Consider the following 24,899-nt stretch of genomic DNA (forward strand, 5'->3'; position numbering starts at 1 on the left):
AGATGGTCTCCGGGACCGTCCCTCCGCGCTCTCGCGTGCCGCCGACCCGCGCGGCACGGCCGACCGCGCGGCACGGCCAGCCGACGCGACCGGAGTCCGGAAGCGGTGGCGCGGAACCCGGTCCGGCCCCGGTCCCGCGGACGGGTGGACCCCGGCGGAGTGCCACCGGGAGGCCACCGTCCCGTCCGCGTCCCGTCCGTCGGGCGGGCAGGCGGGCGGCTCGCCTACTCGCCCGTTTCCGCCCCCGAAGCGCTGCGCGCCGGGGTCTTCCCGGCCGCCTTCGCCGCCGTCCCGGCCGTGGTCTTCTTGGCGGCGGCCGTGGCCGCCGCCTTCTTGGCCGGCGCGGAGGCCTTCTTGGCGGCCGTGGCCGTCTTCTTGGCCGCCGTCTTCTTCGTGGCGGTCTTCTTCGCCGTCTTCGTGGCGGTCTTCTTGGTGGCGGCCTTCTTCGCCGTCTTCTTCACCGGGCCCTTGGCCCGCTTCTCGGCGAGGAGTTCGTAGCCCCGCTCCGGCGTGATCGTCTCGGGGTCGTCGTCCCGGCGCAGGGTCGCGTTGGTCTCGCCGTCCGTGACGTACGGGCCGAAGCGGCCGTCCTTGACGACCACCGGCCGCTCGCTCACCGGGTCGGTGCCCAGCTCCTTCAGCGGCGGCTTGGCGGCGCCCCGGCCACGCTGCTTGGGCTTGGAGTAGATCTCCAGCGCCTGCTCCAGCGTGAGCGTGAACAGCTGCTCCTCGCTCTCCAGGGAGCGCGAGTCGGTGCCCTTCTTCAGGTAGGGGCCGTACCGGCCGTTCTGCGCGGTGATCTCCTCGCCCGACGCGGGATCGGTGCCGACCACCCGGGGCAGCGACATCAGCTTCAGGGCGTCCGCCAGCGTCACGGTGTCCAGCGACATCGACGCGAAGAGCGAGGCCGTGCGCGGCTTGACGGCGTTCTTGCCGGTCTTCGGCGTGTCCTCGGGCAGCACCTCGGTGACGTACGGGCCGTAGCGGCCGTCCTTGGCGACGATCTTCCGGCCGGTCTCCGGGTCGGTGCCCAGCTCGAAGTCGCCGCTCGGCCTGGCCAGCAGCTCCTCCGCGTACTCGACGGTCAGCTCGTCGGGCGGCAGGTCCTCGGGCACGTCGGCGCGTTGGCCGACCTCGCCCACCGCCCCCTCCGGCGGCGGGGCCGTGCGCTCGACGTACGGCCCGTAGCGGCCGACGCGCAGCACGATGCCGTCGCTGACGGGGAAGGAGGAGACCTCGCGGGCGTCGATCGCGCCCAGGTCGGTGACCAGTTCCTTGAGGCCGCCGAGGTGGTCGCCGTCACCGTTGCCCGCCTCCGCGGCGGCGCCCGCGCCGGCCGGGGCGCCGCCCTCGGAACCGAAGTAGAAGCGGCGCAGCCACGGCACCGACTGGGCCTCGCCCGCGGCGATGCGGTCGAGGTCGTCCTCCATGCGGGCGGTGAAGTCGTAGTCGACGAGCCGGCCGAAGTGCTTCTCCAGCAGGCCGACGACGGCGAAGGAGAGGAAGGACGGCACGAGGGCCGTGCCCTTCTTGAAGACGTAACCGCGGTCGAGGATGGTGCCGATGATGGAGGCGTAGGTCGACGGCCGGCCGATCTCCCGCTCCTCCAGCTCCTTGACGAGGGACGCCTCGGTGTAGCGGGCGGGCGGCTTGGTGGCGTGGCCCTCGGCGGCGAGTTCCTCGGCGGTGAGCGGGTCCCCCTCGGTGACCTGCGGCAGCCGGCGCTCGCGGTCGTCCAGCTCGGCGTTCGGGTCGTCCGCGCCCTCGACGTACGCCTTGAGGAAGCCGTGGAAGTTGATGATCTTGCCGGAGGCGGAGAACTCGGCGTCCCGGCCGTCGCGGGCCCGGCCGGCCACCTTCACCGTCACGGACTGGCCGGTGGCGTCCTTCATCTGGGAGGCGACCGTCCGCTTCCAGATCAGCTCGTAGAGGCGGAACTGGTCGCCGGTCAGGCCCGTCTCGGCCGGGGTGCGGAAGCGGTCGCCGGAGGGGCGGATCGCCTCGTGCGCCTCCTGCGCGTTCTTGACCTTGCCCGTGTACAGCCGCGGCTTGTCCGGCAGGTAGTCGGCGCCGTAGAGCTGGGTGACCTGGGCGCGGGCGGCGGCCACGGCGGTCTCGGAGAGCGTCGTGGAGTCCGTCCGCATGTAGGTGATGAAGCCGTTCTCGTACAGCTTCTGCGCGATCTGCATCGTCGCCTTGGCGCCGAAGCCCAGCTTGCGCGAGGCCTCCTGTTGCAGGGTGGTGGTACGGAACGGGGCGTACGGCGAGCGCCGGTACGGCTTGGACTCCACCGAGCGGACGGAGAAGTCGGCGCTCTCCAGGGCGGCGGCCAGCTCGCGCGCCGCGGCCTCGTCGAGGTGGAGGACGCGCGCGCCCTCCTTGAGCCGCCCCGTGGCGCCGAAGTCCCGGCCGGTGGCGACCCGGCGGCCGTCGACGGCCGTGAGACGGGCCCCGAAGGACCCGGGCTCGCCGCCGCCACCGCTTCCGGCCGCGGCGAAGGTGCCGGTCAGGTCCCAGTACTCGGCGGAGCGGAACGCCATCCGCTCGCGCTCCCGCTCGACGACCAGCCGGGTCGCGACGGACTGCACGCGGCCGGCCGACAGCCGGGGCATGACCTTCTTCCACAGCACCGGGGAGACCTCGTAGCCGAACAGGCGGTCGAGGATCCGGCGGGTCTCCTGGGCGTCGACGAGGCGCTTGTTCAGCTCCCGCGGGCTGCGGACGGCGGCCTGGATGGCGTCCTTGGTGATCTCGTGGAAGACCATCCGGCGGACCGGGACCTTGGGCTTCAGGACCTCCTGGAGATGCCAGGCGATCGCCTCGCCCTCGCGGTCCTCATCGGTGGCGAGCAGCAGCTCGTCGGACTCCGCCAGCAGCTCCTTGAGCTTGCTGACCTGGCTCTTCTTATCCGCGTTGACGACATAGATGGGCTGGAAGTCCTGGTCGACGTTGACGCCGAGCCGGGCCCAGGGCTCACCCTTGTACTTCGCGGGGATCTCTGCGGCGACTTTGGGCAGATCGCGGATGTGCCCGACGCTCGCCTCGACGACATACCCCGGGCCGAGATAGCCCTTGATCGTCTTCGCCTTGGCAGGCGACTCGACGATGACGAGTCGGCGGCCGCCCTTCGCGGTCTCGCTGGTCGGGGACAACTTCGCTCTTCTCTCCGTGGACGCTCGGTGAATATCACTGCCAGTTCTGTGGCGGCGGTGTCGTGGCGTTGCGGAGTGTGACGGTACCTCCCGCCCCGTTGTCAAGCGGGGAAAGCCCGCAACGCCACTCGAACGGTAACCCGACAAGGGGGGTGTATGCCGCCGTACCGCCGGGACCCCGCCAACCTCACATCGAACGTCCCCGCCGCACGCGTCGTTTCCCGGGTGCTTGCCAGGGCCCCGAGTCCGGCTGGCAGGATGGCGGTGCCGGGACCGGCCCGGCCCTGTCCACCGCGTCCGGCGATCGCACACCTGTCGCACATCAATCGGGGGAAGCCCATGTCCAACCCTTACGGCCCGCCGCCCCAGGACCCCAACAGCGGTTACGGCTACCCGCAGCAGGCCGGCCAGCAGCCCTACGGCCAGCAGCAGCCCTCCTACGGCTATCCCGACCAGGGCGCGCAGCAGCAGCCCTACGGCCAGCCGGCCGCCGGCTACGGCTACCCCCAGCAGCCGCCCGCGCCGGCGGGGCAGTACACGGGCGACCCGAACGCCCCCTACGGCTACGACCCCTACGGCCGCCCCTACTCGGACAAGTCGAAGATCGTCGCGGGCGTTCTCCAGTTGTTCATCGGCACCCTGGGCATCGGCCGCTTCTACACCGGGCACACCGGCATGGCGCTCGGCCAGCTCTTCACCCTCGGCGGCTGCGGCATCTGGTCCCTGATCGACGGCATCATGCTGCTCACCGGCCAGCCCACCGACGCGCAGGGCCGCCCGCTGCGTGGCTGACCCGGCAGGCCACCCGGGTGGCGCGGAGGGCGGCGAGGACGCAGCGGGCGACGAGGACGCGGCGGGCGCCGCCGGCCCCGCAGGGGCCCCGTGGCCCGGGGACGCCGCGGCCTCCGGCGCCCCGGGCGCCGGATCCGCCGGGGGCACGCACTCCGGATCCGCCGGGGGCGTGCGCGCCCGACTCCGTCGCGCCCGCGCGCACCCGGCCGCCCCGCCCCTCGGAGCACTGGCGGCCGGGGCGGCCGCGGCGGCGTACCTCTACCGCACCGATCCGCACCGCCCCGGGCAGTGGCTGCTGTACTGCCCCTTCAGGTGGCTGACCGGGCTGGACTGCCCCACCTGCGGCGCCACCCGCATGGTGTACGACCTGATGCACGGCGACCTCGCCGCCGCCTTCCACGACAACGCCGCCCTGCTGCTGCTCGGCGTCCCCGCCGGCCTCTGGCTCGGCTGGCGCTGGCTCCGTGAGGGCCTGCGCGGACGGCGCTACCGCCCCTCACCCCGCCGGGCGACGCTGGTGACGGCGCTGACGCTGACGGTCCTGTGGGGGATCGGGCGGAACGTGGTCGGCTGAGCCCCATCCCACCGTGGTCCCACCGTGGTCCCACCGTCCTCCCCGGCGCCTTCCGTGCTCCCCCACGCCCCCAGAGCGCCGCGGTCTCCCCCGGCGCCTCGGCCGTCCCCGTGCGGGGCGCCGGATGCGGCGCGCCGCACGGCGAAGAGGGGCCTCGTCTCCCTGGCGTACCGGACGTTCCGGCAGCGTGATGGGGGAAAGACCGGTGCCGGTCCGAAGGCCGTACGCATCGATCACCGATCGATCACAATCCGCCCGCAGGTGCAACTGGCCGGTTCCCTCAGGGGTCAGTTTGATCACCGCGACGACGTCCCCAGGTCCCGCGGGTGTCAGCCACCGTGAGATACCCGAGAGAGAGTCCCGCTCATGTCCTACCCCGCTCAGCCTCCGGCCGTCGCTCCCAACGGGCAGCCCTACTCGGAGAAGTCGAAGATCGTCGCCGGCATCCTCCAGCTGTTCATCGGCACCCTCGGCATCGGCCGCTTCTACACCGGGCACACCGGCATGGCGCTCGGCCAGCTCTTCACCCTCGGCGGCTGCGGCATCTGGGCCCTGATCGACGGCATCCTCTTCCTGACCAGCAACGACCGCACGGACAGCGAGGGCCGCGTCCTCCGCGGCTGACGAGCCGCCGGACCTCCGGCTCGCCCGGTACGGCCCGCCTCCCGGTACTCCGGGGCGCGGGCCGTACCGCGTCCGGGGCCGCCCGGCGGCCGAGGCGGCGGCGTGCCGTCAGGCACCCCCGGCCGTCTCCGGCGCCCGGGCGGTCAGGCGGGTCAGGCGGGTCAGGCCGACAGCAGCAACCACGCACCGGTGATCAGGGCAGCCGGGCCGAAGACCAGCACCAGCGGAACCGCCAGCGGCGATTCCACGCCCTCCACCAGCGGCGCACGACCGCGCAACCGCATCCCCGCCCACGCCAGCAGAGCCGTTCCGAACAGTACGAACACCGTCCCGGCGAATATCGCCGGCCCGCTCTCCATCACTGCGCACCCCCTCAGGACTGTCCCGTCATCCGCGGTGGGCCGGCGCGCGGCGCCGGATGCGGTGCGTCGCGGGGTGGTGGAACGTTCGCCTACCGGATGTACGCGGACGGTCCGGCGGCGCGGCGCGGACCCCCCGGCCGGAGGCCGGCGGAACGCCGTAACCGTCGCCCCGCGCCGCCGGGATGCGGACGGCTCCCGGCACCGGGCCCGGTCCCGCGCCGGAGCGTGCCACAGCGGAAGGACACCGGAGCGAACGCGCGATGAACAGCGGCCCGTGGGCGGCGTCCGCCACGCGGCCTCGGCGGAGCCGCTGCGAGCCACCGGGCGGCAGGCAGACGGCGGAGGGCGGACCGCAGCAGGCAGTCGGCAGGCGCCAACCAGCAGACGGCAGGCGGCAGGCGGCAGGCGGCAGGCGGCAGACCGACGATCGCCGCGGCCGGCCGGGACGCCGCCCGCCGGGGACGCCCGCGGTCTCACTCCACCGGGATCAGAAAGCCCTGTTCGACGAGGAGCCGCACCGCCTCAGGTGTCCGGTCGCGCAACAGCACCGGGTCCTCTCCCAGCAGCTGCCCGATGGCGTCCAGGATCCGGCCCGCGGGGAGCGTGCCGTCGCAGGCGCCGGCGAAGCCCGCGCCGACGGTGTCCACGGTGGTCGCCCGTCGCATCCCGCGGTGCCGGCGCAGCACCACGTGCTCCGGGTCCTCGGCCCCGGGCGGCCCGATCTGCTCCTGCACCACGTCGTCGGCCAGCCGGAAGCGCGCGGCGAGCAGCGCGGCGTCGTCGGTGCGGCGCAGGAAGTCCTGGCGGGCGAAGTGGTCCCGCACGGACCGGCCCAGCGGCTGCTCCACCGGGTGCGGCCACTCCTCCACGACGACGGAGGGCCGGGCCGCCCCGGACCGCCGTACGGTGATCCAGCCGAAGCCGACCGCCGCCGTCCCGCGTGCCTCGAAGGCGTCCAGCCAGGCCTCGTAACGCGCGGCGTACGCCGCGGCGCCCGCACGGTGGTCCCCGGCGTCCCGCAGCCACAGTTCCGCGTACTCCGCGACGTCCTGCACCTCGCGCTGCACGATCCAGGCGTCACAGCCCGGGGGCACCCAGGAGCGGACCCGCTCGCGCCAGTCCTCGCCGCGCACCTGTTCCCAGTTGGCGAGGAGCTGGCAGTGACCGCCGTCGGCGAGGTGATCGGCGGACCGCCGGACCAGGGTGCGGCACAGGTCGTCGCCCGCCATGCCGCCGTCCCGGTAGGTGAGGCGGGCACCGGGGGAGATGACGAACGGGGGGTTGGAGACGATGAGGTCGTAGGGGGCGTCCGCGGCGACCGGCTCGTAGAGCGAGCCCTGGCGGAGATCGGCCCCGGGCGCGCCGGAGAGCGCCAGCGTGAGCCGGGTGAAGGCCAGCGCGCGCGGGTTGACGTCCGTGGCGGTGACGTGGGCCGCGTGCCGGGTGGCGTGGAGGGCCTGGACACCCGAGCCGGTGCCGAGGTCCAAGGCGCGCGCCACGGGCTCGCGGACGGTGAGGCCGGCGAGCGTGGTGGACGCCCCGCCGACCCCGAGGACGAGCCCGGAGCGATCCTCCCCGGCGCCCTGCCCCGCGCCGCCCGCGCCACCGACGGCGCAGCCGGGGTCGGAGACGATCCACCAGTCCTCGTCCGCCGGGCCGCCGTAGGGGCGGATGTCGACACTCGCCCGCACGCCGTCCTCGTGGGTCCCGCCGTCGCGCAGCAACCAGCCCTCGGCGAGGCACAGGTCCACGGGCAGCACCTCCGAAGCCCGGGCGCGGGGCACGACGGCGCGCAGCAGGAACAGCCGTACGAGCGTCTCCAGCGGCGAGCCGCCCCGGGTGGCGCGCAGGGCGGGCACGGTCTCGCCCCGGGCGAGCGCGGCGTAGGCCGGGGCGCCGAGGAGGTCCGGCAGTCCGCCGGCGGTGAAGGCCGTGGAGAGGAAGACCTCACGGAGGCGGGCGGGGAGACCGGTGGCGGCTCCCGGCGGGTCGGGCAGCGGCTGATCGTGCGTCGTCACCGCCCCATTGTCACCGTGGCGGCCGGCGGCCGTGCGCGCCGGTGGTGGCCGCGGCCCGATCACGGCCCGGAAGCCGTGCCGGGGCACCGGGTGGCGGGACGGGACGCGGGGAGCGGGGAACGGCGAGCGGGAACGAGGAGCGGAACGCGGCAACGGGGAGCGGGGAACGAGCACCGGCGGCCTCGCCGGGCGCACACCGGGCACGCCAGGACGCCGCGGGGCGGCGGAGGGGAGGGCACGGAATCCGGCTCACGGGACCCGCAGGGCCGTCCTGTCCATGGCCGCCAGGCCCCCGGGCTTCCCGCGCGTCCTGTCATCTGGACGTCAGGTCGTATGAAGTTCGGATCGCGTGGGCCAGGCCACCGCCCGGTGGGCACGCCTCGCCCACGCGGCGCACCCGGCCGCCGGGCGCGGGAACGTCGGCGCGGGGCGGCACGGTGGCACGACCTGCGGCCCGCGGCAACGCGGCCCGCGGCCCGCGTTGCCGAACGGCCACGGGGGCACCGGCGCCCCGGCGGCGATCAGGTGCCGGCGCTGGGGGTGCCCGCGCCGCGCCGGCAGCCGGGCTGCTCGCTCATCGCGGCCCCGATGTCGCCGGACTGCAGCTTCTTGATGGCGTCGTTGCCCACCTTGTTGACCTTGTCCAGGTCCTGCGCGACGCCCTTGAGCCCTTCGGCGAACTTCGCCTGGTCCTTGGTGTCGAGCTTGTCGACCGACGTCTTGAGGTCCGCGTACGCCTCGGAGGTGGCGTCGAGTTCCCGGACGGCCTGCTTCTGGGTCTTCTCGCCGTCCTCGACCGGCGGGGCGCCCGCCTTGCCGACCGCGTCGGACATCGCGGCGTAGGCATCGGAGATCTGCTGGAAGGCGGCCGAGTCAGCCTTCTTGATCTCCTCGGGTCTGCCGTCCGCCGCCGTGGAGGTGATCGACTGATTCGCCTGCGTGATCTTCTCCAGCTGGGGCTGGACCTGGTCGCACACCTTCTTCGCGTAGGCGTCGACCTTCTCACCGTTGTCGTCGCCACAGCCCGACAGCGCGAGTACGAGGGCCGCACCACCGGACAGCGCGGCCGCGAGCTTCTTCTTCACCGGATCTGCCCCTTCCATGACTCTCGGCCCCGGAACTTACACGTCCGAGCGGGTGGGGCAGTTCACCTGGTGGCCGTTACGTGGCTTTCGCGGCCCACCGGACCAGCCCGGCACGGGGGACGGCAGGCTCGCCGGCCCCGCCCCGAGGGCCGGCACGGCCGTCGGGCGGTGTGCCCCAGCACACCGCCCGATTACCGTCTGACCTGGGGCGGAGCCGATCGTGGCCGCCTCCCGGCTCAGGACACCACCGCCGCCCCGGAGGACGGTCCGGACCGCTCCGGCGCCGGCGCGACGTTGTCTTCGTCACCCACGGCGATTCCCCGCCGCTTGGACAGATAGACGGCGCCGATGATGACGGCGCCGGCCAGCAGCGCCACCACCGCCCGGATGCCCGGACTGGCGTCGGTCCCGTAGCTGAACTGCACCACGGCCGGTGCGATCAGCAGCGCCACCAGGTTCATGACCTTCAGCAGCGGGTTGATGGCCGGGCCGGCCGTGTCCTTGAACGGGTCGCCGACCGTGTCGCCGATGACCGTCGCGGCATGCGCCTCGCTGCCCTTGCCGCCGTGGTGACCGTCCTCGACGAGCTTCTTGGCGTTGTCCCAGGCTCCACCGGAGTTGGCGAGGAACACCGCCATGAGCGTGCCGGTGCCGATGGCACCCGCCAGGAACGAACCCAGCGCGCCGACGCCCAGACTGAAGCCGACGACGATCGGCGCCATCACGGCGAGCAGGCCGGGTGTGGCGAGCTCACGGAGGGCGTCCTTGGTGCAGATGTCGACCACCCGGCCGTACTCCGGCTGCTCCGTGTAGTCCATGATCCCCGGCTTCTCACGGAACTGCCGGCGGACTTCGAAGACCACCGCGCCGGCCGATCGCGACACCGCGTTGATGGCCAGCCCCGAGAAGAGGAAGACCACGGAGGCGCCGAGCACCAGCCCCACCAGGTTGTTCGGCTGCGAGATGTCCAGACTGAGGTTCATCTCTCCGGCCCGCGCGCCCACCTCGGCCACGGCCGTGGCGATCGCGTCCCGGTACGAGCCGAACAGCGCGGCCGCGGCGAGTACGGCCGTGGCGATCGCGATGCCCTTGGTGATCGCCTTGGTGGTGTTGCCCACCGCGTCGAGGTCGGTGAGCACCTGGGCGCCCGCGCCCTCCACGTCGCCGGACATCTCCGCGATGCCCTGGGCGTTGTCGGAGACCGGGCCGAAGGTGTCCATGGCCACGATGACACCGACCGTGGTGAGCAGGCCCGTACCGGCCAGAGCGACCGCGAACAGCGCCAGCAGGATCGAGGTGCCGCCCAGCAGGAACGCCCCGTAGACCCCGAGGCCGATCAGCAGCGCCGCGTAGACGGCGGACTCCAGGCCGAGGGAGATGCCGGAGAGCACCACCGTCGCGGGACCGGTCAGCGAGGTCTTCCCGATATCCCGCACCGGGCGCCGGCTGGTCTCGGTGAAGTAACCGGTGAGCTGCTGGATCAGCGCGGCCAGCACGATTCCGATGGCGACCGCGACGAGCGCGAGGACCCGGGGGTCGCCCTCGTGACCGGCGACGGCGACGTCCACGCCCGCCAGCTCCGTGTAGGAGCCCGGCAGGTAGGCATAGGCGGCCACGGCCACCAGAGCCAGCGAGACCGCCGCGGAGATGAAGAAGCCGCGGTTGATGGCCGTCATCCCGCTGCGGTCGGACCGGCGCGGCGCCACCGCGAAGATTCCGATCATCGCCGTGATCACGCCGATCGCCGGAACGATCAGGGGAAAGGCGAGCCCGGCGTCGCCGAAGGCGACCTTGCCGAGGATGAGCGCCGCGACCAGGGTCACCGCGTAGGACTCGAAGAGGTCCGCGGCCATGCCGGCGCAGTCCCCGACGTTGTCGCCCACGTTGTCCGCGATGGTCGCGGCGTTGCGCGGGTCGTCCTCCGGGATGCCCTGCTCGACCTTGCCGACGAGGTCCGCGCCGACATCCGCGGCCTTGGTGAAGATGCCGCCGCCGACCCGCATGAACATGGCGATCAGCGCCGCGCCGAGACCGAACCCTTCGAGCACCTTCGGCGCGTCGGCCGCGTAGACCAGCACGACACAGCAGGCACCGAAGAGACCGAGGCCGACGGTGAACATGCCCACGACGCCGCCCGTGCGGAATGCGATCTTCATGGCCCGGTGGGAAACCTCGGTGAGGTCTTTGACCGGCCCTCCTTCCGACGGTGTGGCCGCGCGGGCCGCGGCGGCCACCCGCACATTGCTCCGCACCGCCAGCCACATTCCGATATAGCCGGTCGCCGCCGAGAACAAGGCGCCGATCAAGAAGAACACCGATCGCCCGGTCCGCTGCGACCAGTTGTCGGCCGGCAACAGCATGAGCAGGAAGAAGACCACGACCGCGAATACGCCGAGGGTCCGCAGCTGCCGTGCCAGATAGGCATTCGCCCCTTCCTGCACGGCGGCCGCGATCTTCTTCATCGCGTCGGTCCCCTCACCGGCCGCCAGCACCTGGCGCACCAGCACCACGGCGACGGCCAGCGCCGCCAGGGAGATCACCGCGATGACCAGGACGATCATTCTGTTGTCGTCGGTCAGCTCGGCGGCCGCGAGATTCAGGGACGGAAAAAGATCTTGCTGAAGAGGGGTGGAAAGCCCCGCCATTCGTCCTCCTTGACGTTTGGCACATGGGCGCGCAGCACGAACCGCCGCGACACTCAGGCGTCCTGAGCAAAGATGGTGACGGGATTCTAGGGATCAGAACAGGGATCAAGACAGGGGCCGATCAGAGCCAATTGTGTCCCACCGGCCGAGATGCGCCGGGGGGAGCCGATTAATTCGCTCGGACGACTGAAATTGATCCATTCGCTGACGGTCGAATAGCACCCTCGAAAGGATCTTTAAGTGTGATGAAAAGCCAGCTCAAAGGAAGGGTCGGGGAATTCGATCATTCGGGAGCGGGCCACCGGCTGCCGGAGCCTGATGATCCGCTCCGCCCGGCACCCCGGCACCCCGGCACCCCGTCGACGGGAGCGGCGGCCGACCGCGAGGAAGTAACGGGGCGGGGTCTCACGGGGGTCGTCGGCGTTGCCCCGGCCGGTGCGGGCCGAGAGGCGCCGGAGCGGCGGCAGGGCGGGACACGGGCCGGACGCGCGCCCGGCGCGAGCGGCACGGGCGCGACGGCGGGAGAGGGAGGCGCCGGGGACGCCCCGGGCGGAGAGGAGACAGCCGGGGCGCGGGAAGCCGGGCTACGGCAGGAGGGCGTCCGGAGCCGTGGGCCAGCTCATCCGGATCCGGCCGCCGGTCCCGTCCGCGGTGACCTCGACCTCGTCGACGAGACCGCTGATGACGGCCAGCCCCATCTCGTCGTCCTCCTCGGCGACGGCCTCCCCGAGGGCCATGGCGTCGGCGTCGCCGTCACTGCGCTGAAGATGCGTGGGGCGGTGCGGAACCTCGTCCGCGACCTCGATGGAGAACTTCTTCTCGTCCTCCGTCAGGGAGACGCGCACCGGTGCGGAAACGTTGTTGCTGAGATGCAGGCCGACGGCGCGGCTGCACGCCTCACCGACGGCGAGGCGCACCTCGTCCATCACGGCCTCGTCGACCCCGGCCCGGCGCGCAACCGCCGCCGCCACCAGCCGCGCGGTGCGGACGTGATTGGGCAGAGGACTGAACAGGAGTTCGACGGTGGCCATGCCATCCCCCTCGGTCTGCGGACGAACGTCGTGGGGAGCGGACGGGAGCGGTTCCCCCACGCTCCCCACTCCCACTCCCCCGGGACGCGCGAGCGGCACGCGGCCCGGGGCCCGAGCTGTCAGTCGGTGGCCGAGACGGCGTCGTCGACCGAGGTGTGGATGGGAAACACCTTGGTCAGGCCGGTGATGCGGAAAATCTTGAGGATGCGCTCCTGGTTACAGACCAGGCGGAGCGAACCCTCGTGCGCGCGCACGCGCTTCAGACCGCCGACGAGCACACCGAGGCCGGTGGAGTCGAGGAAGTCCACGCCCTCCATGTCGACCACCAGGTGGTAGCTGCCGTCATTGACAAGCTCGACCAGCTGCTCACGCAGCTTGGGCGCGGTGTATACATCGATCTCGCCACCGACCTCGACGACCGTGCGGTCGCCAACGGTACGGGTCGACAGAGACAGGTCCACGGATCCTCCAGCACCTTGCAACGAGCGGTCGCCCCCCATGGATCGGCAGCCGCGATGGCATTCAATCACTTACCGGTAGGCGTACACGACGCCTTGAGTCCATTCTTCATCAGGCCGGTGACACACTCGGTGCCGATGGCCGACAACCAACTCCCGCAGTCTGCGGGCACGCGCCCCGCCCCACGGGCGGTACTCGGCCTGCTCGCCGGCACGGCGGACCGGGCTACACGCGTCACTCATACGGAGCACTTGCCCCCGCGTATGGGCCGCCATGCCGACTGGCCACGGCAGATCCGGGAAGACGTGGTGGCGGCCATACGCCAGGTCGGGGTGGACCGGCCGTGGGAACACCAGGCCCGCGCCGCGGCTCACGCGCTGCGCGGCGAGTCGGTGGTCGTGGCCACGGGCACGGCGTCGGGGAAGTCCCTCGCCTACCTCGCGCCCGTCCTCAGCTCGGTCGTGGACGGCGCCGGGGAACCGGGCGGCCGGGGGGCCACGGCCCTGTACCTGTCGCCGACGAAGGCCCTCGCCGCCGACCAGCGGCGCGCCGTGAGCTCCCTGGCCGGACCGCTGGGGCGGGCCGTACGCCCCGCCGTGTACGACGGCGACACCCCCGTGGAAGAGCGCGAATGGGTCCGCCGCTACGCCAACTACGTGCTCACCAACCCCGACATGCTGCACCTGGGCATCCTCCCGGGCCACCCCCGCTGGGCCTCCTTCCTGCGGGCGCTGCGGTATGTAGTCGTCGACGAGTGTCACAGCTACCGCGGCGTCTTCGGCTCCCACGTGGCCCAGGTGGTGCGCAGGCTCCGCCGGATCTGTGCCCGCTACGGCTCCGACCCCGTCTTCCTGCTGGCCTCCGCCACCTCCGCCGAACCGGCGGCCGCCGCGGAACGCCTGACCGGTTTGCCCGTGACGCAGATCACGGAAGACACCTCGCCCCGGGGCGAACTCGTCTTCGCGCTCTGGGAACCCCCGCTGACCGAACTCCACGGCGAGCGGGGCGCGCCGGTGCGGCGGACCGCCACCGCGGAGACGGCCGAGCTGCTGACCGACCTGGTCGCCGAGGGCGTGCGGACCGTGGCCTTCGTCCGCTCCCGGCGGGGCGCCGAGCTGATCTCCGTGATCGCCCAGGAGCGGCTTGCGGCCGTGGACCGGTCGCTCGCCGGGCGTGTCGCGGCCTACCGCGGCGGCTATCTGCCGCAGGAGCGGCGCTCGCTGGAGAGCGCCCTGCACTCGGGGGAACTGCTGGGGCTGTCGGCGACCACGGCCCTGGAACTGGGCGTGGACGTGGCGGGCCTCGACGCCGTCGTGATCGCCGGCTATCCGGGGACGCGCGCCTCCCTGTGGCAGCAGGCCGGCCGGGCGGGCCGGGCGGGGCAGGGGGCGCTCGCGATCCTGGTGGCCCGCGACGATCCGCTGGACACCTTTCTGGTCCACCATCCGGAGGCGCTGTTCCGGCAGCCCGTGGAGTCCACCGTGCTGGACCCGGACAACCCGTATGTCCTCGCCCCCCATCTGTGCGCGGCCGCCGCCGAACTCCCACTGACCGACACGGACCTGGACCTGTTCGGCCCCGCCGCCCGTGACGTGCTGCCGCAGCTCCAGGGGCGCGGGCTGCTGCGGCGCCGGGCCACCGCCTGGCACTGGACCCGCCGCGAGCGGGCGGCCGATCTCGCGGACATCCGCGGCGAGGGCGGCCCCCCGGTCCAGGTGGTGGAGACCGGCAGCGGCCGGCTGCTGGGGACCGTCGACGCCTCCTCCGCGCACACCTCCGTCCACGACGGCGCCGTCCACCTCCACCAGGGGCGCACCTATCTCGTCGAACGCCTGGACCTGGCGGACTCCGTGGCCCTGGTCAAGGAGGCCGACCCGCCGTACTCGACCACCGCCCGCGACACCACGGCGGTGACCGTGCTCGACACCACCACGGAGGTGCCCTGGGGCGACTCCCGGCTCTGCTTCGGTTCCGTCGAGGTGACCCACCAGGTCGTCTCCTATCTGCGTCGCAGGCTCATCACCGGTGAAGTGCTCGGCGAGTCCCGGCTCGACCTGCCGCCCCGGACCCTGCGGACCCGCGCCGTGTGGTGGACCGTCACCGAGGACCAGCTCGACACGGCCGGGGTCACCCCCGAGGCGCTGCCCGGCGCGCTGCACGCGGCCGAGCACGCCTCCATCGGCATGCTGCCGCTCTTCGCCACCTGCGACCGCTGGGACATCGGCGGGGTCTCCCTGCCCCTGCATCCCGACACCCTGCTGCCCACCGTCTTTGTCTACGACGGGCACCACGGGGGCGCGGGCTTCGCCGAGCGGGCCTTCCACACGGCACGCCGCTGGCTGGAGGCGACCCGTGAGGCGATCGCCGCCTGCGAGTGCGAGGCGGGCTGCCCCTCCTGTGTGCAGTCGCCCAAGTGCGGCAACGGGAACGACCCCTTGGACAAGCACGCCGCCGTCCGCCTGCTGACCACCCTGCTGGCCGGTGCCCCGGCGGAGTGAGCCGAAGCACCGGCCGGGAAGTGACGGAGTGGCGTCGCCGGCACCGGCGCCGTCCCCCGGCACACGAGGGCGCCGCGGGGAACCGGGGCCCCGGGCCGGAACGCTCAGGGCCCGGGGCCCGGACCAGGCCCAGGCTCCGCCACCGGCCCCACTCCCGGACCAGGCGCAGGCTCCTGCTCCGGCCCAGCCCCGGCCCCAGACCTGGCCCCGGGCTCCGGCTCCGGCTCCGGCTCCGGCTCCGGCTCCGGCGGCAGGGTCGCGCCGCCGACAGGGCCGGCGCGGGCCCTGACCCGGGCCACGAACGGGCCGGCGGCCGCCTCGGCGGTCAGATCGGCCTCCTCTCCCCGGACGGCACAGCGCACCAGCCGGGTGCCCTGCGCCGCGGCGACCTGACGCGCCCTCCGGCACGCCGCTTCCCGTCCCGCCAGGGCGTGATCAGCCGCGGCGAGCGCGGCGAGATCCGCTCCACCGCCCGCCCGGTGCCGGGCGACCACCGCCTGCCCCAGGGCGAGTACGGCCGCGAAGACGGCGCACAGGGCGGTGGCCGCCACCGCCGCCCAGACCGAGGCCGACCCCCGGTCTCCCGGGCCTCCACCGGTTCTCATGACGCCGTCCCCGCCGGGCCGGGCGTGGGCGGCACGGCCTCCCGCGGGGCGCCGCCGGTCCGCTCCGGCCCCGGCCCGGAACCGGGCCGGGTGGCGCCCGGCGCCGGGGCCCACCCGGCGCCGAACGCCTCGTCCGAGGCGACGGCCTCGGACCGCAGCCGGACCCCCAGGGGCCCGGGTCCGGGTGCGCGGACCGTCACCGTGACCTGTACCAGGCCGTCCGTTCGCCGCAGGGAGACCTCGGCGCCGCGCGGTGCCGCCGAACGCGCCGCCGCCAGCGCCACTTCCCGGGGTTCGGCGCGGGCCGCCGCCCTCGCGCCGGCCCGCGCCGCGTCCACGCATTGGATCTGCGCGGCCGCGGCGGTCAGGCCCCAGAGGAGGGTCACGGTGAAGAGCGCCAGCACCGGCAGCGCCACCGCCGCCTCCGCCGTCACATATCCCCGGTCAGAACTGCACATCGAGGGCCTTGGCGATCACCGATTGCAAGGCGCCGCTGACCGCGTCACTGGTCACCACCTTGTAGAGCACGGCCCCGAACCCCGCCGCCGCGAGGGTGCCGAGGGCGTACTCGGCGGTGGTCATACCGGCCTGGGTGTCGCTGACGGACAGTCCGCGCCGTCGCGCGCGCATCCACTGGCGCATGGTTGTCGTTTCCTCTCGGTTGTTCTGCTGTCAGGTCGTCGTGCCATCTGCCGGATCCCTGAGGTCCGCCGCCCACCGATCGATCCGGTGCGGCCGTGGCGGACCACCAGGTGACGCCTTGCCACGGCGGTGCCCGGGCCCGCTTCGGGAGCCCGGCGGCCGGGCCCGAGATGCCCGGCGCCGGCGGGGAACGACGGCTGTCCCGCGCGGCGCCGGGGACCCGGGACCTCATGGCACGCCGTCCAGCAGGCGGCTCGCGAGCCCGATCAGCACCGGTGCCACACCGACCGTCAGAAAGGCGGGCAGGAAGCAGAGTCCCAGCGGGGCCGTCGCCAGCACGGCGGCCCGCCGCGCGGCGGCCGCGCCCGCCCGCGTCCGGTCGGCCCGGCACTCCGCCGCCACCCGGGCCACGGGTACGGCAGCGGAGACCCCGGTGGCCTGCGCGCGGGCCAGACAGCGGGCGAGCACCGCCGCGCCCCGGACCTCGGCCAGGCGGTTCCACACGTGCTCCGGGTCGCCACCGAGCCGCAATTCCGCGGCCACCCGCGTCAGTCGCTCCCCGATCGGACCGCCGAGCGACTCCCCCACCGCCGAGGCCGCCTCCCGCGGGCCGGCCCCCGCCGCCAGGCAGGCGGCCAGCAGATCAGCCGCCAGGGAGAGCCCCACCGGATCGGCGTCCGGCCTCGTGGCACGGTCCGGTCTGCGCCGCATCCATCTCCGTACGGCGAGAGCGGCGAGGAGGCCCACCACCCACCCGGTGAGTCCCCCGACAACGGTCGCGGTGACCAGTCCGGCGCCCGCCGGCGGGCACCAGTCCCGGAACAGCCGGGACCATCGCGACGGGGTCCGGGGTCCGGCGCGCCCACCGTCCGGCGATGCCCCGCGGCGGCTGACGGCGTGGCCGAGGATGGTGCGGCCCGGACCGTTGACGGCGCCGTCGCCGCCCAGCAGCAGGGACAGCCGTCGGCGGGCGGCCCGGGCGCGCCGCGCCCCGTGCAGCGCCGGCCAGGCGATGATCACTCCGGCCGCCGGCACCACTGTCCACAGGCTGTGGACGAAGACCGCGCTCACCCGGGCCTCCCGTGTGCCACCGGACCGCCCACGGCGCCGCGGGACAGGGCCGGAGCGCGTCCCGCACCCGACCCGACGACTCCTCCGCCGCCGTCCCGCCCCAGCCCCGCATCCTCCTCGGCCGCCCGCACGATCCGGCCGGTCCAGGCCAGGCCGGCGGCTTCGAGTGCCGCCCCCGTGAGCAGACAGGCCAGCCCGGGCGGAGTGTGCAGCAGCACACGAAGTGGTCCTGCGCCCAGGGCACCGCCCATCAGCAGGCCGAAGACGGGGAGCAGGGCCAGCAGCGCGGCCGTGGACCGGGTGCCGGCGAGCTGACTCCGCAGGTCCTCTCGCTGATCGCGTTCGGCCCGCAGGGCGACGGCCACCCGTTCGAGCCCGGAGGCGAGGCCGGCACCGGCGCCGGCGGCCGCCTGCCAGCACGCCGCCGCACCGCCCAGCCCTGCCGCGCCCGGCCGGCGGGCGGCCCGCCGCAAGGCTTCCGCCACATCACCGCCGTACCGGGCGGCGGCCCGGACCGCTGCCTCCCCGCCTCCCGGGGGCGGAAAGCCGAGCAGCGCCTGCCCCGGCTGCCGGCCCGCCCGCAGTTCGGCGGCGACGACGGCGCACCACTCGATGACCTCCGCCGCCAGCCGTTCACGGTCCCGGGCTCTCTGCCGGCGCCGCAGCAGCCGCCGGACCACGGGCACGCCCGCGGCCGCCGCCACCACCGGCAGCGGTGACGCTCCGACCAAGCCGACCAGGCCCCCCGCGGGCAGACACCACCAGGCCGGTCCGCCCCAGGCCCGCGCGCGCTCCCACCACTCCGGCACACGCACGAACCACCCGGCGGGTCCCGTGCGGCCCGCCCTGGAGCCGGCCGCCCACGGGCCCGGAAAAAGCCGCGCCGCTCTCCGGCGCCGCTCCCGCCGGCGGAACCCGGTGAGCCCCGCCCACAGGCAGAGCGCCACGCCGAGCCCTCCACCGGTCACCGCCCCGACGACGGCGCCCACGCCCCCGGTCACCACGCGCCTCCCGGCACATCGGCTCCGTCCGGGCCGGCGATCCCCAGCAGGCGGCTCAACCGCGGCCATCCGGGCCCGAGACCGGGTCCGCGGGCCCCGGGCCCCCACACCGCGGCCGGGACCGTGGCGACCAGCCCGGCGTCGTTCCGTTCCAGGACGTGCATCTCGGCGATCCGGCGCAGGCCGCTGCGCCGGTCCCGCACCAGGTGGACGACGACGGACACCGCCGCGGCCAGCTGGCTGTGGAGCGCGGCCCGGTCGAGACCCGCGGTGGAGCCGAGCGCCTCCAGCCGGGCGGGAACGTCCGCGGCCGCGTTGGCATGGACGGTTCCACACCCGTCGTGCCCGGTGTTGAGGGCCGAGAGGAGCTCGGTCACCTCCGGCCCGCGGACCTCCCCGACCACCAGCCGGTCCGGCCGCATGCGCAGCGCCTGGCGCACCAGGTCCCGCAAGGTGACGTGGCCGGCGCCCTCCTGGTTCGGCGGGCGGCTCTCCAGCCGCACCACGTGTGGATGCTCGGGACGCAACTCCGCCGAGTCCTCGGCCAGCACGATGCGCTCGGCCGGGCCCACGAGTCCCAGCAGACTGGCGAGCAGGGTGGTCTTGCCGACCCCGGCGCCGCCGCTGACCAGGAAGGAGAGCCGGGCCGCCAGCAGTGCCCGCAGCAGTGGTTCGCCACCGGGCGGCACGGTGCCCGCCGCGACCAGCTGGGCCAGGCCGAACGCCTTCGGCCGGACCACCCGCAGCGACAGACAGGTACAGCCGACCGCCACCGGGGGGAGCACCGCGTGCAGCCGTGTGCCGTCGGGGAGACGGGCGTCCACCCAGGGACGCGCGTCGTCCAGGCGGCGGCCGGCCACGGCGGCGAGGCGCTGGGCCAGCCCGCGCACTGCCCCGGCGTCGGCGAATCCGGCGTCGGCGGGCTCCAGTCCCCGGCCCCGGTCGACCCATACCCGGTCGGGGGCCGTGACCAGCACATCCGTGACGGCCGGATCCGCCAGCAGGGGCTCGAGAGGCCCGGCCCCCACCAGCTCCGAGCGCAGCGCGGTCACCACGGCGAGCACCTCGGCGTCACCGAGGAGCCTCCCCTGGGTCCGGAGGGCGGCGGCCACCCGCGCCGGGGTGGGCTCCGCGCCCGTCTCGGCGAGCCGCAGCCGGACCGCGTCGACCAGCGACGGTGGCACCAGGGCGTTGCCGCCCCGGCCCGTTCCGGTGCCGTCCCGCGGGGAAGCGCCGGCCGGAGGCGCCGGCCAGGCCGCGGGGAGGCTCCCCGCCGGGCGGCGCGCCGGCCGCGGGCTTCTCGTCTCCGCTCCGTTCACGGGGTGACACCCCCGTCCACGGCCGAGGCGTGTGCCCAGAAGGCAGAACTGAACCGGGCCAGCGGACCCCGCGCGTCATCACCCGGCACGAACTCCGCAGGTGCCTCGGCGGGGAGGCCGGGCTCCGGTGGGATCTCCCCGGCGAGGGGGAGACCGAGTACCGCCGCGATCTCCTCGTCGCCCAGCCCGGCCTCGCAGGGCCCGCGCACCACCACCCGGAGGTCCGGGAGCACGGGGCGCACCGCGGAGACCACCCGCCGGGCCGCGGCGACGGACCTCAGCCCGGCCGATACGACCAGCAGCCCCAGATCGAGCTGGCTCAGGGCCTCCGCGACCGTCTCGTCCACCCGGCGGGGAAGGTCCACGACCACGGCGCCACCCCGCCGCCGTGCCGCGGAGAGCACCGCGCGCATGGCCTGCGGATCCACGGTCACCGCGTCTCCCCGGTCCCAGCTCAGCAACCGCAGCGAACGCAGGCTCGGGAGCGACTCCTCCAGCGCGGCGGCGGCCACCCGGCCGCGTGAGTGGGCGAAGGCCGGCCAGCGCAGCCCTCGCGCGCCCTCTCCGGCGAGCAGGACGTCCAGCCCGCCGCCGAGAGGGTCGCCGTCGACCAGCATGGTGCGCCGGCCCTCACGGGCCGCGGTGACCGCGAGGGCGCAGGCGAGGGTGGACGCCCCGGCCCCGCCACGGCCGCCGATGACGCCCACGGACAGGGCGGGGGAGGCCGTCCCCTCCACCGCGTCCGCGATCCGGTCCACCAGCCAGGCCTCACAGCCGGGAAGCGGCACGACATGATCGGCACCGATGCCCACCGCCCGCCGCCAGATGTCCTGGCCGCGGGGGTGCCGTCCGACCAGCAGCACCCCCGGTCTCCGGACGGTGGCACGCAACCGGGGAACGGCGTCGTCCCCGACGAGCACCAAGGGCGGCCGCTCCCAGCCACTCGGCTCCGGAGGACCGTGGCAGACCTCCGGCTCCGTGCCCGCGGCGGCACACAACCGCAGCAGGTCGTCCAGGAGTTGATCGTCCTCGGTGACCACCAGGGGTGGTCCCGGCTCCGGTAAGGCGTTTTCCCACCGACCGGAAGTACTCGGTCCGTTCATGGCGTCTCCCCTCTCGCTTCACACAACTCACTCGGCGGGCCCTCGCGGGGGCCGGTGAGAACGGCGGGGAACGCCGGGCACACCGGGAACGCGGGGAACACGCGGAATCAGCGTGAGGCGAACGGGGAAATCTCGTGGATCTTGGTTCTAATCTGTGGACAACTCAGCGGTTGTGAATATCCACACCACCTAAACAGGTGACTTCCGTTCCGCAGCGAATCCATTACGCTGGGTAGCGGGGTAGACCTGGGTGACAGGACCCCGGCACACGCCGGGGCCGCACGCGCCTGAGCGGCGGCAGAAGCGGAAAACCCACCCGGACATGCGACGACCCCCGCCGGGGGGGAGAGCGGGGGTCGTCCCCACGGCCGACTCGGGGGGGGAGGAGTCGGACCGGGTTAGCACGGTCGCGAACGATCCGTGACTTCCATGGTGTACCCGAGGCCCTTCTCAGGCAAACCCACACGCCTCAGCTTACGCCGAATGGAGGGCCTTATGCTCACCTGGTGGAAAACCACTCCGTGCCCCGCACCGCAGCCTTCTTCGACCTGGACAAGACGGTCATTGCCAAGTCGAGCGCACTGGCCTTCAGCACGTCCTTCTACCGGGGCGGCCTCATCAACCGCAGGACGGTCCTGCGCACGGCCTACGCCCAGTTCGTCTTTCTGCTCGGAAGCGCCGACCACGACCAGACGGAGCGCATGCGGCAGTACCTCTCCGCACTCTGCCGCGGCTGGAACGTCCAGCAGGTACGGGAGATCGTCGCCGAGACGCTCCACGACCTGATCGACCCGATCATCTACGAGGAGGCCGCCTCGCTCATCGAGCGGCACCGCGCCGCCGGGCACGATGTCGTGATCGTCAGCTCCTCGGGCGCCGAGGTGGTCGAGCCCATCAGCCGGCTGCTCGGGGCGGACCGGGCGGTCGCCACCCGGATGGCCGTCGCGGACGGCTGTTACACCGGCGAGGTGGAGTACTACGCCTACGGCCCGGCCAAGGCCGAGGCGGTCGCCGCACTGGCCGAGAGCGAGGGGTACGACCTCGACCGCTGCTACGCCTACAGCGACTCCGTCACGGACCTGCCCATGCTGGAGGCCGTCGGCCATCCGCACGCCGTGAACCCCGGCCGCGGTCTGCGCCGTGAGGCGGTGGCACGCGGCTGGCCCGTCCTCTCCTTCGACCGGCCGGTCCGGCTGAAGGGGCGGATGCCCTCCCTCTCGCTCCCCGGATGGCCCCCGGAACGCCCGCGCCCCGTGGTCGTCGCCGCCGCGGCGGTGGCCACCGCCGTGGCCACCGCGGGGCTGGTCTGGTACGTCGGGCGCCGCCGGAGCGCGTACGCCCGGATCTGAGCGGGCGGGGGCGGCACGGACAGCGCCCCCGGGGGTTCCGCTTACGGGGCCGGAGGAGTACAAAGAAGGGACCGGCCCGCGAGACCGGGAGAACGCCGAAGGCGGCTGCATGCCCCCGGGCCCCTGGCCCCTGAAGCGTCTCCGGCATCTGCCGACGGCCCCACGGACCGCGCACGGAAACTGGGCACCCACGCGACGCCGACCCGTCGAATACGGGCCAGACGCACCAGGTGACGGACGCCGTACCGCCCTGACGCGCAGACCGGACGCACGCACTGGTAACCCGGCGGACGTGCCGGCGGCGGTACCGCGAGGTACCGCCGCATCATCGTCCGCGCGTTCGAGCCCGGAGAGCCGCAGAGGGCGCCCACCCGCACCGCTCCACCGGGCTCGCGCCACCACCCCGGCCGCATTCCGCTTCGCCCTCCCCGCGAGCCCCCGCGCCGGTGACGGCGAGCGCCCCTCCCGCTCCGGCGGCCCGGCCGGTCCGCGGCTCCCCGCCCCGGCCTCCCGGGCGGTCAGGCGGCTCCCCGTTGCAGCGCCTCGCAGACGGCGGCGCTCTCCCGCGCCCCGAGTTCGGCCGCCCGGCCGCAGTGGGCGATCCAGGCCGCCAGGCCGTCGGGCGACCCGGTCGAGTAGGCCCCGAGCGCCTCCGCGTAGGCCTGCGGCCCCAGTTCGGCGTGGCCCACCTCGGCCGGGCACACCGCCTTGGGGTCCAGCCCGCCGCCGATCAGCACGATGCGCTCGGCGGCCCGGGCCACCAGGCCGTTGTGCGAGCCGAACGGCCGCAGGGCCAGCAGTTCCCCGTGCACCACGGCCGCCGTGACCAGCGACGGTGCCGCACTGCCCGCAACCAGCAGGCCGGCCAGCCCGTCCAGCCGGCCCGCGACCTCGGCCGCGTCCGGGAGGTCCAGCTCCACCTGTGGCTCGTCCACCGGTTCACCCGCCCGCCGCGGGCGGCCCACCCTGTCCTCGGGCGCCGCGCCGGAGGCGGCCACCAGATGCAGCCGGGCCAGCACCCGCAGCGGTGACTGCCGCCACACGCCGAGCAGTTGTCCCGACTCCGCCGTCAGCCTCAGGGCCGCACCCACGGTCCGGGGCTCGTCCCCGGAGCCGAAGTCGGTGCGCCGGCGCACCTCCTCCAGCGCCCAGTCGGCCCCGGCGAGCGCGGCGGAGGCGCGCGCGCCGCGCAGCGCCGCCTCGGAGGTGATCTCGTTGCTCCGGCGGCGCATGACCCGGTGGCCGTAGACCCGGTCCACGGCCTTCCGTACGGATTCCACGGAGTCGGCCACGCCCGGGAGGGCGCCGAGGGCGGCGAGCGGATCGGCATTCGTACGCATGGCGAAGACCCTACGCACTCCGCCGCCGAACCCCCCGAAGGAGTGGTCTCACCCGCCACCGTTCGACACCCAGGGCACCCGTTCCACTACCCTAGGTGAACATGAAGATCGCTTTCGTGGGAAAGGGTGGCAGCGGCAAGACCACGCTGTCCTCGCTGTTCATCCGCCATCTCGCCGCCGCCCGGGTTCCGGTGCTGGCCGTCGACGCCGACATCAACCAGCACCTGGGCCCGGCCCTCGGCCTCGGCGAGGAGGAGGCCGCCGCCCTCCCGGCGATGGGCGGCCATCTGCCGCTGATCAAGGACTGGCTGCGCGGCACCAACCCCCGCATCACCTCGGCCGAGACCATGATCAAGACAACGCCGCCGGGCGAGGGGTCGCGGCTGCTCAGCCTGACCGGGGACAACCCGGTCTTCGCGGCCTGCGCCCGCACCGTCCCGCTCGACGACGGAGAGGCGCGGCTGATGGTCACCGGGCCGTTCACCGAGGCGGATCTCGGCGTGGCCTGCTACCACTCCAAGACCGGGGCCGTCGAGCTCTGCCTCAACCACCTCGTGGACGGCCGGGAGGAGTACGTCGTCGTCGACATGACAGCCGGCTCCGACTCCTTCGCCTCAGGGATGTTCACCCGCTTCGACCTGACCTTCCTGGTGGCCGAGCCGACCCGCAAGGGCGTCGCCGTCCACCGCCAGTACCGGGAGTACGCCCGGGACTTCGGCGTCGCGCTGCGGGTGGTCGGCAACAAGGTGCAGAGCCCGGACGACCTCGCCTTCCTGCGCGAGGAGACGGGGGACGACCTCATCGCGGCCTTCGGCCACTCCGACTGGGTCCGGTCCATGGAGAAGGGCCGGCCACCGCGGTTCGGCCAGCTGGAGGAGGCGAACCGGGAGGTTCTGCGTACGCTGCACGAGGCCGCCGACGCCCGCTACGGCCGGCGGGACCGGCACCGGTACACACGCCAGATGGTCCACTTCCACCTGCGGAACGCGGCGAGCTGGGGCAACGCGCGGACCGGCACGGATCTCGCCGCCCAGGTCGACCCGGACTTCGTCCTCGACGAGCGGAACGCCTCCCCGCAGCCCGCGTGACGGCCGGCACGACAGCCGGCGGAACGACCGGTGCAAGGCCGGAGGAACACCGGGCGTACGGAGCAGCCGGCGCGCCCCGCGCTGCCGGCCACCGGCTGCCGGGCCACCGGGCCACCGGGCCACCGGGCCACCGGGCCACCG

Annotated in this window: 21 protein-coding genes; 6 read left to right on the top strand and 15 right to left on the bottom strand. The window is 74.2% G+C overall.

What is annotated here, in order from left to right; all coding sequences use genetic code 11:
• Positions 1 to 224 precede the first annotated feature (224 nt).
• The gene (topA, locus tag HCK00_RS00320; protein ID WP_168099681.1) at positions 225 to 3,152 is read right to left on the bottom strand and encodes a type I DNA topoisomerase; all 2,928 of its coding nucleotides are present in this window, start codon (positions 3,150 to 3,152) and stop codon (positions 225 to 227) included.
• Between the two features lie 339 nt (positions 3,153 to 3,491).
• Here topA and HCK00_RS00325 point away from each other — a divergent pair, with 339 nt between their 5' ends.
• The 3 genes from HCK00_RS00325 (at position 3,492) to HCK00_RS00335 (ending at position 5,142) form a co-directional block, all read left to right on the top strand.
• The gene (locus HCK00_RS00325) at positions 3,492 to 3,944 is read left to right on the top strand and encodes a TM2 domain-containing protein (protein WP_168099682.1); all 453 of its coding nucleotides are present in this window, start codon (positions 3,492 to 3,494) and stop codon (positions 3,942 to 3,944) included.
• 169 nt (positions 3,945 to 4,113) lie between these two features.
• Positions 4,114 to 4,518 (top strand): DUF2752 domain-containing protein, encoded by a 405-nt coding sequence (locus tag HCK00_RS00330; RefSeq protein ID WP_168099683.1) that lies wholly within the window; start codon positions 4,114 to 4,116, stop codon positions 4,516 to 4,518.
• A 366-nt stretch (positions 4,519 to 4,884) separates the two neighbouring features.
• Positions 4,885 to 5,142 (top strand): TM2 domain-containing protein, encoded by a 258-nt coding sequence (locus tag HCK00_RS00335; RefSeq protein WP_168099684.1) that lies wholly within the window; start codon positions 4,885 to 4,887, stop codon positions 5,140 to 5,142.
• A 161-nt stretch (positions 5,143 to 5,303) separates the two neighbouring features.
• Here HCK00_RS00335 and HCK00_RS00340 read toward each other — a convergent pair whose 3' ends face one another.
• From HCK00_RS00340 to bldG, 6 genes are all read right to left on the bottom strand, one after another.
• A complete protein-coding gene (locus HCK00_RS00340; RefSeq protein WP_375781890.1) occupies positions 5,304 to 5,468 on the bottom strand; it encodes a hypothetical protein in 165 nt (54 codons plus the stop codon).
• Positions 5,469 to 5,977: 509 nt separating this feature from the next.
• On the bottom strand, positions 5,978 to 7,522 hold the full coding sequence (locus HCK00_RS00345) for a DUF7059 domain-containing protein (RefSeq protein WP_168099685.1): 1,545 nt from the start codon (positions 7,520 to 7,522) through the stop codon (positions 5,978 to 5,980).
• Positions 7,523 to 8,043: 521 nt separating this feature from the next.
• The gene (locus HCK00_RS00350) at positions 8,044 to 8,607 is read right to left on the bottom strand and encodes a small secreted protein (RefSeq protein WP_311765085.1); all 564 of its coding nucleotides are present in this window, start codon (positions 8,605 to 8,607) and stop codon (positions 8,044 to 8,046) included.
• Between the two features lie 236 nt (positions 8,608 to 8,843).
• Positions 8,844 to 11,252, bottom strand: coding sequence for a sodium-translocating pyrophosphatase (locus HCK00_RS00355; protein WP_168099686.1), 2,409 nt, complete (start codon positions 11,250 to 11,252; stop codon positions 8,844 to 8,846).
• Between the two features lie 584 nt (positions 11,253 to 11,836).
• Positions 11,837 to 12,283 carry an ATP-binding protein gene (locus HCK00_RS00360; protein ID WP_168099687.1) on the bottom strand — a complete coding sequence of 149 codons (447 nt, stop codon included), beginning with the start codon at positions 12,281 to 12,283 and terminating at the stop codon, positions 11,837 to 11,839.
• Between the two features lie 119 nt (positions 12,284 to 12,402).
• Positions 12,403 to 12,744 carry an anti-sigma factor antagonist BldG gene (gene bldG / locus HCK00_RS00365; protein ID WP_098752640.1) on the bottom strand — a complete coding sequence of 114 codons (342 nt, stop codon included), beginning with the start codon at positions 12,742 to 12,744 and terminating at the stop codon, positions 12,403 to 12,405.
• Positions 12,745 to 12,798: 54 nt separating this feature from the next.
• On the opposite strand from bldG, the gene HCK00_RS00370 reads away from it, so the two are divergent.
• Positions 12,799 to 15,240, top strand: coding sequence for a DNA 3'-5' helicase SftH (locus HCK00_RS00370; protein ID WP_168099688.1), 2,442 nt, complete (start codon positions 12,799 to 12,801; stop codon positions 15,238 to 15,240).
• Between the two features lie 104 nt (positions 15,241 to 15,344).
• Here the strand turns inward: HCK00_RS00370 and HCK00_RS00375 are convergent, their stop codons facing one another.
• The 7 genes from HCK00_RS00375 to ssd form a co-directional block, all read right to left on the bottom strand.
• The gene (locus HCK00_RS00375; RefSeq protein WP_168099689.1) at positions 15,345 to 15,845 is read right to left on the bottom strand and encodes an Rv3654c family TadE-like protein; all 501 of its coding nucleotides are present in this window, start codon (positions 15,843 to 15,845) and stop codon (positions 15,345 to 15,347) included.
• A complete protein-coding gene (locus HCK00_RS00380) occupies positions 15,842 to 16,303 on the bottom strand; it encodes a TadE family type IV pilus minor pilin (RefSeq protein WP_240965134.1) in 462 nt (153 codons plus the stop codon). Before HCK00_RS00380 ends, HCK00_RS00375 begins: the two co-directional genes overlap by 4 nt.
• The gene (locus tag HCK00_RS00385) at positions 16,290 to 16,487 is read right to left on the bottom strand and encodes a DUF4244 domain-containing protein (RefSeq protein ID WP_168099690.1); all 198 of its coding nucleotides are present in this window, start codon (positions 16,485 to 16,487) and stop codon (positions 16,290 to 16,292) included. The genes HCK00_RS00380 and HCK00_RS00385 overlap by 14 nt, the downstream gene beginning before the upstream one ends.
• 228 nt (positions 16,488 to 16,715) lie before the next feature.
• Complete coding sequence (locus HCK00_RS00390) at positions 16,716 to 17,558, bottom strand: type II secretion system F family protein (protein WP_168099691.1); 843 nt, start codon at positions 17,556 to 17,558, stop codon at positions 16,716 to 16,718.
• A complete protein-coding gene (locus tag HCK00_RS00395) occupies positions 17,555 to 18,373 on the bottom strand; it encodes a type II secretion system F family protein (protein WP_375781891.1) in 819 nt (272 codons plus the stop codon). The genes HCK00_RS00390 and HCK00_RS00395 overlap by 4 nt, the downstream gene beginning before the upstream one ends.
• 182 nt (positions 18,374 to 18,555) lie before the next feature.
• Positions 18,556 to 19,746 (bottom strand): TadA family conjugal transfer-associated ATPase, encoded by a 1,191-nt coding sequence (locus HCK00_RS00400; RefSeq protein WP_206319777.1) that lies wholly within the window; start codon positions 19,744 to 19,746, stop codon positions 18,556 to 18,558.
• Positions 19,747 to 19,874: 128 nt separating this feature from the next.
• The gene (ssd, locus tag HCK00_RS00405) at positions 19,875 to 20,981 is read right to left on the bottom strand and encodes a septum site-determining protein Ssd (protein WP_168099694.1); all 1,107 of its coding nucleotides are present in this window, start codon (positions 20,979 to 20,981) and stop codon (positions 19,875 to 19,877) included.
• Positions 20,982 to 21,484: 503 nt separating this feature from the next.
• Between ssd and HCK00_RS00410 the strand changes: the two genes are divergently transcribed.
• Positions 21,485 to 22,330 carry an HAD family hydrolase gene (locus tag HCK00_RS00410; RefSeq protein ID WP_168099989.1) on the top strand — a complete coding sequence of 282 codons (846 nt, stop codon included), beginning with the start codon at positions 21,485 to 21,487 and terminating at the stop codon, positions 22,328 to 22,330.
• A gap of 518 nt (positions 22,331 to 22,848) precedes the next feature.
• Here the strand turns inward: HCK00_RS00410 and HCK00_RS00415 are convergent.
• On the bottom strand, positions 22,849 to 23,670 hold the full coding sequence (locus tag HCK00_RS00415) for a Fic family protein (protein ID WP_168099695.1): 822 nt from the start codon (positions 23,668 to 23,670) through the stop codon (positions 22,849 to 22,851).
• Positions 23,671 to 23,771: 101 nt separating this feature from the next.
• Between HCK00_RS00415 and HCK00_RS00420 the strand changes: the two genes are divergently transcribed.
• The gene (locus HCK00_RS00420; protein WP_168099696.1) at positions 23,772 to 24,758 is read left to right on the top strand and encodes an ATP-binding protein; all 987 of its coding nucleotides are present in this window, start codon (positions 23,772 to 23,774) and stop codon (positions 24,756 to 24,758) included.
• Positions 24,759 to 24,899 lie beyond the last annotated feature (141 nt).

Origin of the sequence: Streptomyces zingiberis, assembly GCF_012034935.1 — a bacterium.
Lineage (GTDB): Bacteria > Actinomycetota > Actinomycetes > Streptomycetales > Streptomycetaceae > Streptomyces > Streptomyces zingiberis.

What these genes read in the sequence shown, in the direction of transcription:
- ssd (WP_168099694.1), bottom strand. Translation starts at nt 20,981, where the DNA reads ATGAACGGACCGAGTACTTCCGGTCGGTGGGAAAACGCCTTACCGGAG.
- HCK00_RS00355 (WP_168099686.1), bottom strand. Translation starts at nt 11,252, where the DNA reads ATGGCGGGGCTTTCCACCCCTCTTCAGCAAGATCTTTTTCCGTCCCTG.
- HCK00_RS00325 (WP_168099682.1), top strand. Translation starts at nt 3,492, where the DNA reads ATGTCCAACCCTTACGGCCCGCCGCCCCAGGACCCCAACAGCGGTTAC.
- HCK00_RS00375 (WP_168099689.1), bottom strand. Translation starts at nt 15,845, where the DNA reads ATGAGAACCGGTGGAGGCCCGGGAGACCGGGGGTCGGCCTCGGTCTGG.
- HCK00_RS00370 (WP_168099688.1), top strand. Translation starts at nt 12,799, where the DNA reads ATGGCATTCAATCACTTACCGGTAGGCGTACACGACGCCTTGAGTCCA.
- HCK00_RS00420 (WP_168099696.1), top strand. Translation starts at nt 23,772, where the DNA reads ATGAAGATCGCTTTCGTGGGAAAGGGTGGCAGCGGCAAGACCACGCTG.
- HCK00_RS00380 (WP_240965134.1), bottom strand. Translation starts at nt 16,303, where the DNA reads ATGTGCAGTTCTGACCGGGGATATGTGACGGCGGAGGCGGCGGTGGCG.
- HCK00_RS00360 (WP_168099687.1), bottom strand. Translation starts at nt 12,283, where the DNA reads ATGGCCACCGTCGAACTCCTGTTCAGTCCTCTGCCCAATCACGTCCGC.
- HCK00_RS00335 (WP_168099684.1), top strand. Translation starts at nt 4,885, where the DNA reads ATGTCCTACCCCGCTCAGCCTCCGGCCGTCGCTCCCAACGGGCAGCCC.
- HCK00_RS00385 (WP_168099690.1), bottom strand. Translation starts at nt 16,487, where the DNA reads ATGCGCCAGTGGATGCGCGCGCGACGGCGCGGACTGTCCGTCAGCGAC.
- HCK00_RS00415 (WP_168099695.1), bottom strand. Translation starts at nt 23,670, where the DNA reads ATGCGTACGAATGCCGATCCGCTCGCCGCCCTCGGCGCCCTCCCGGGC.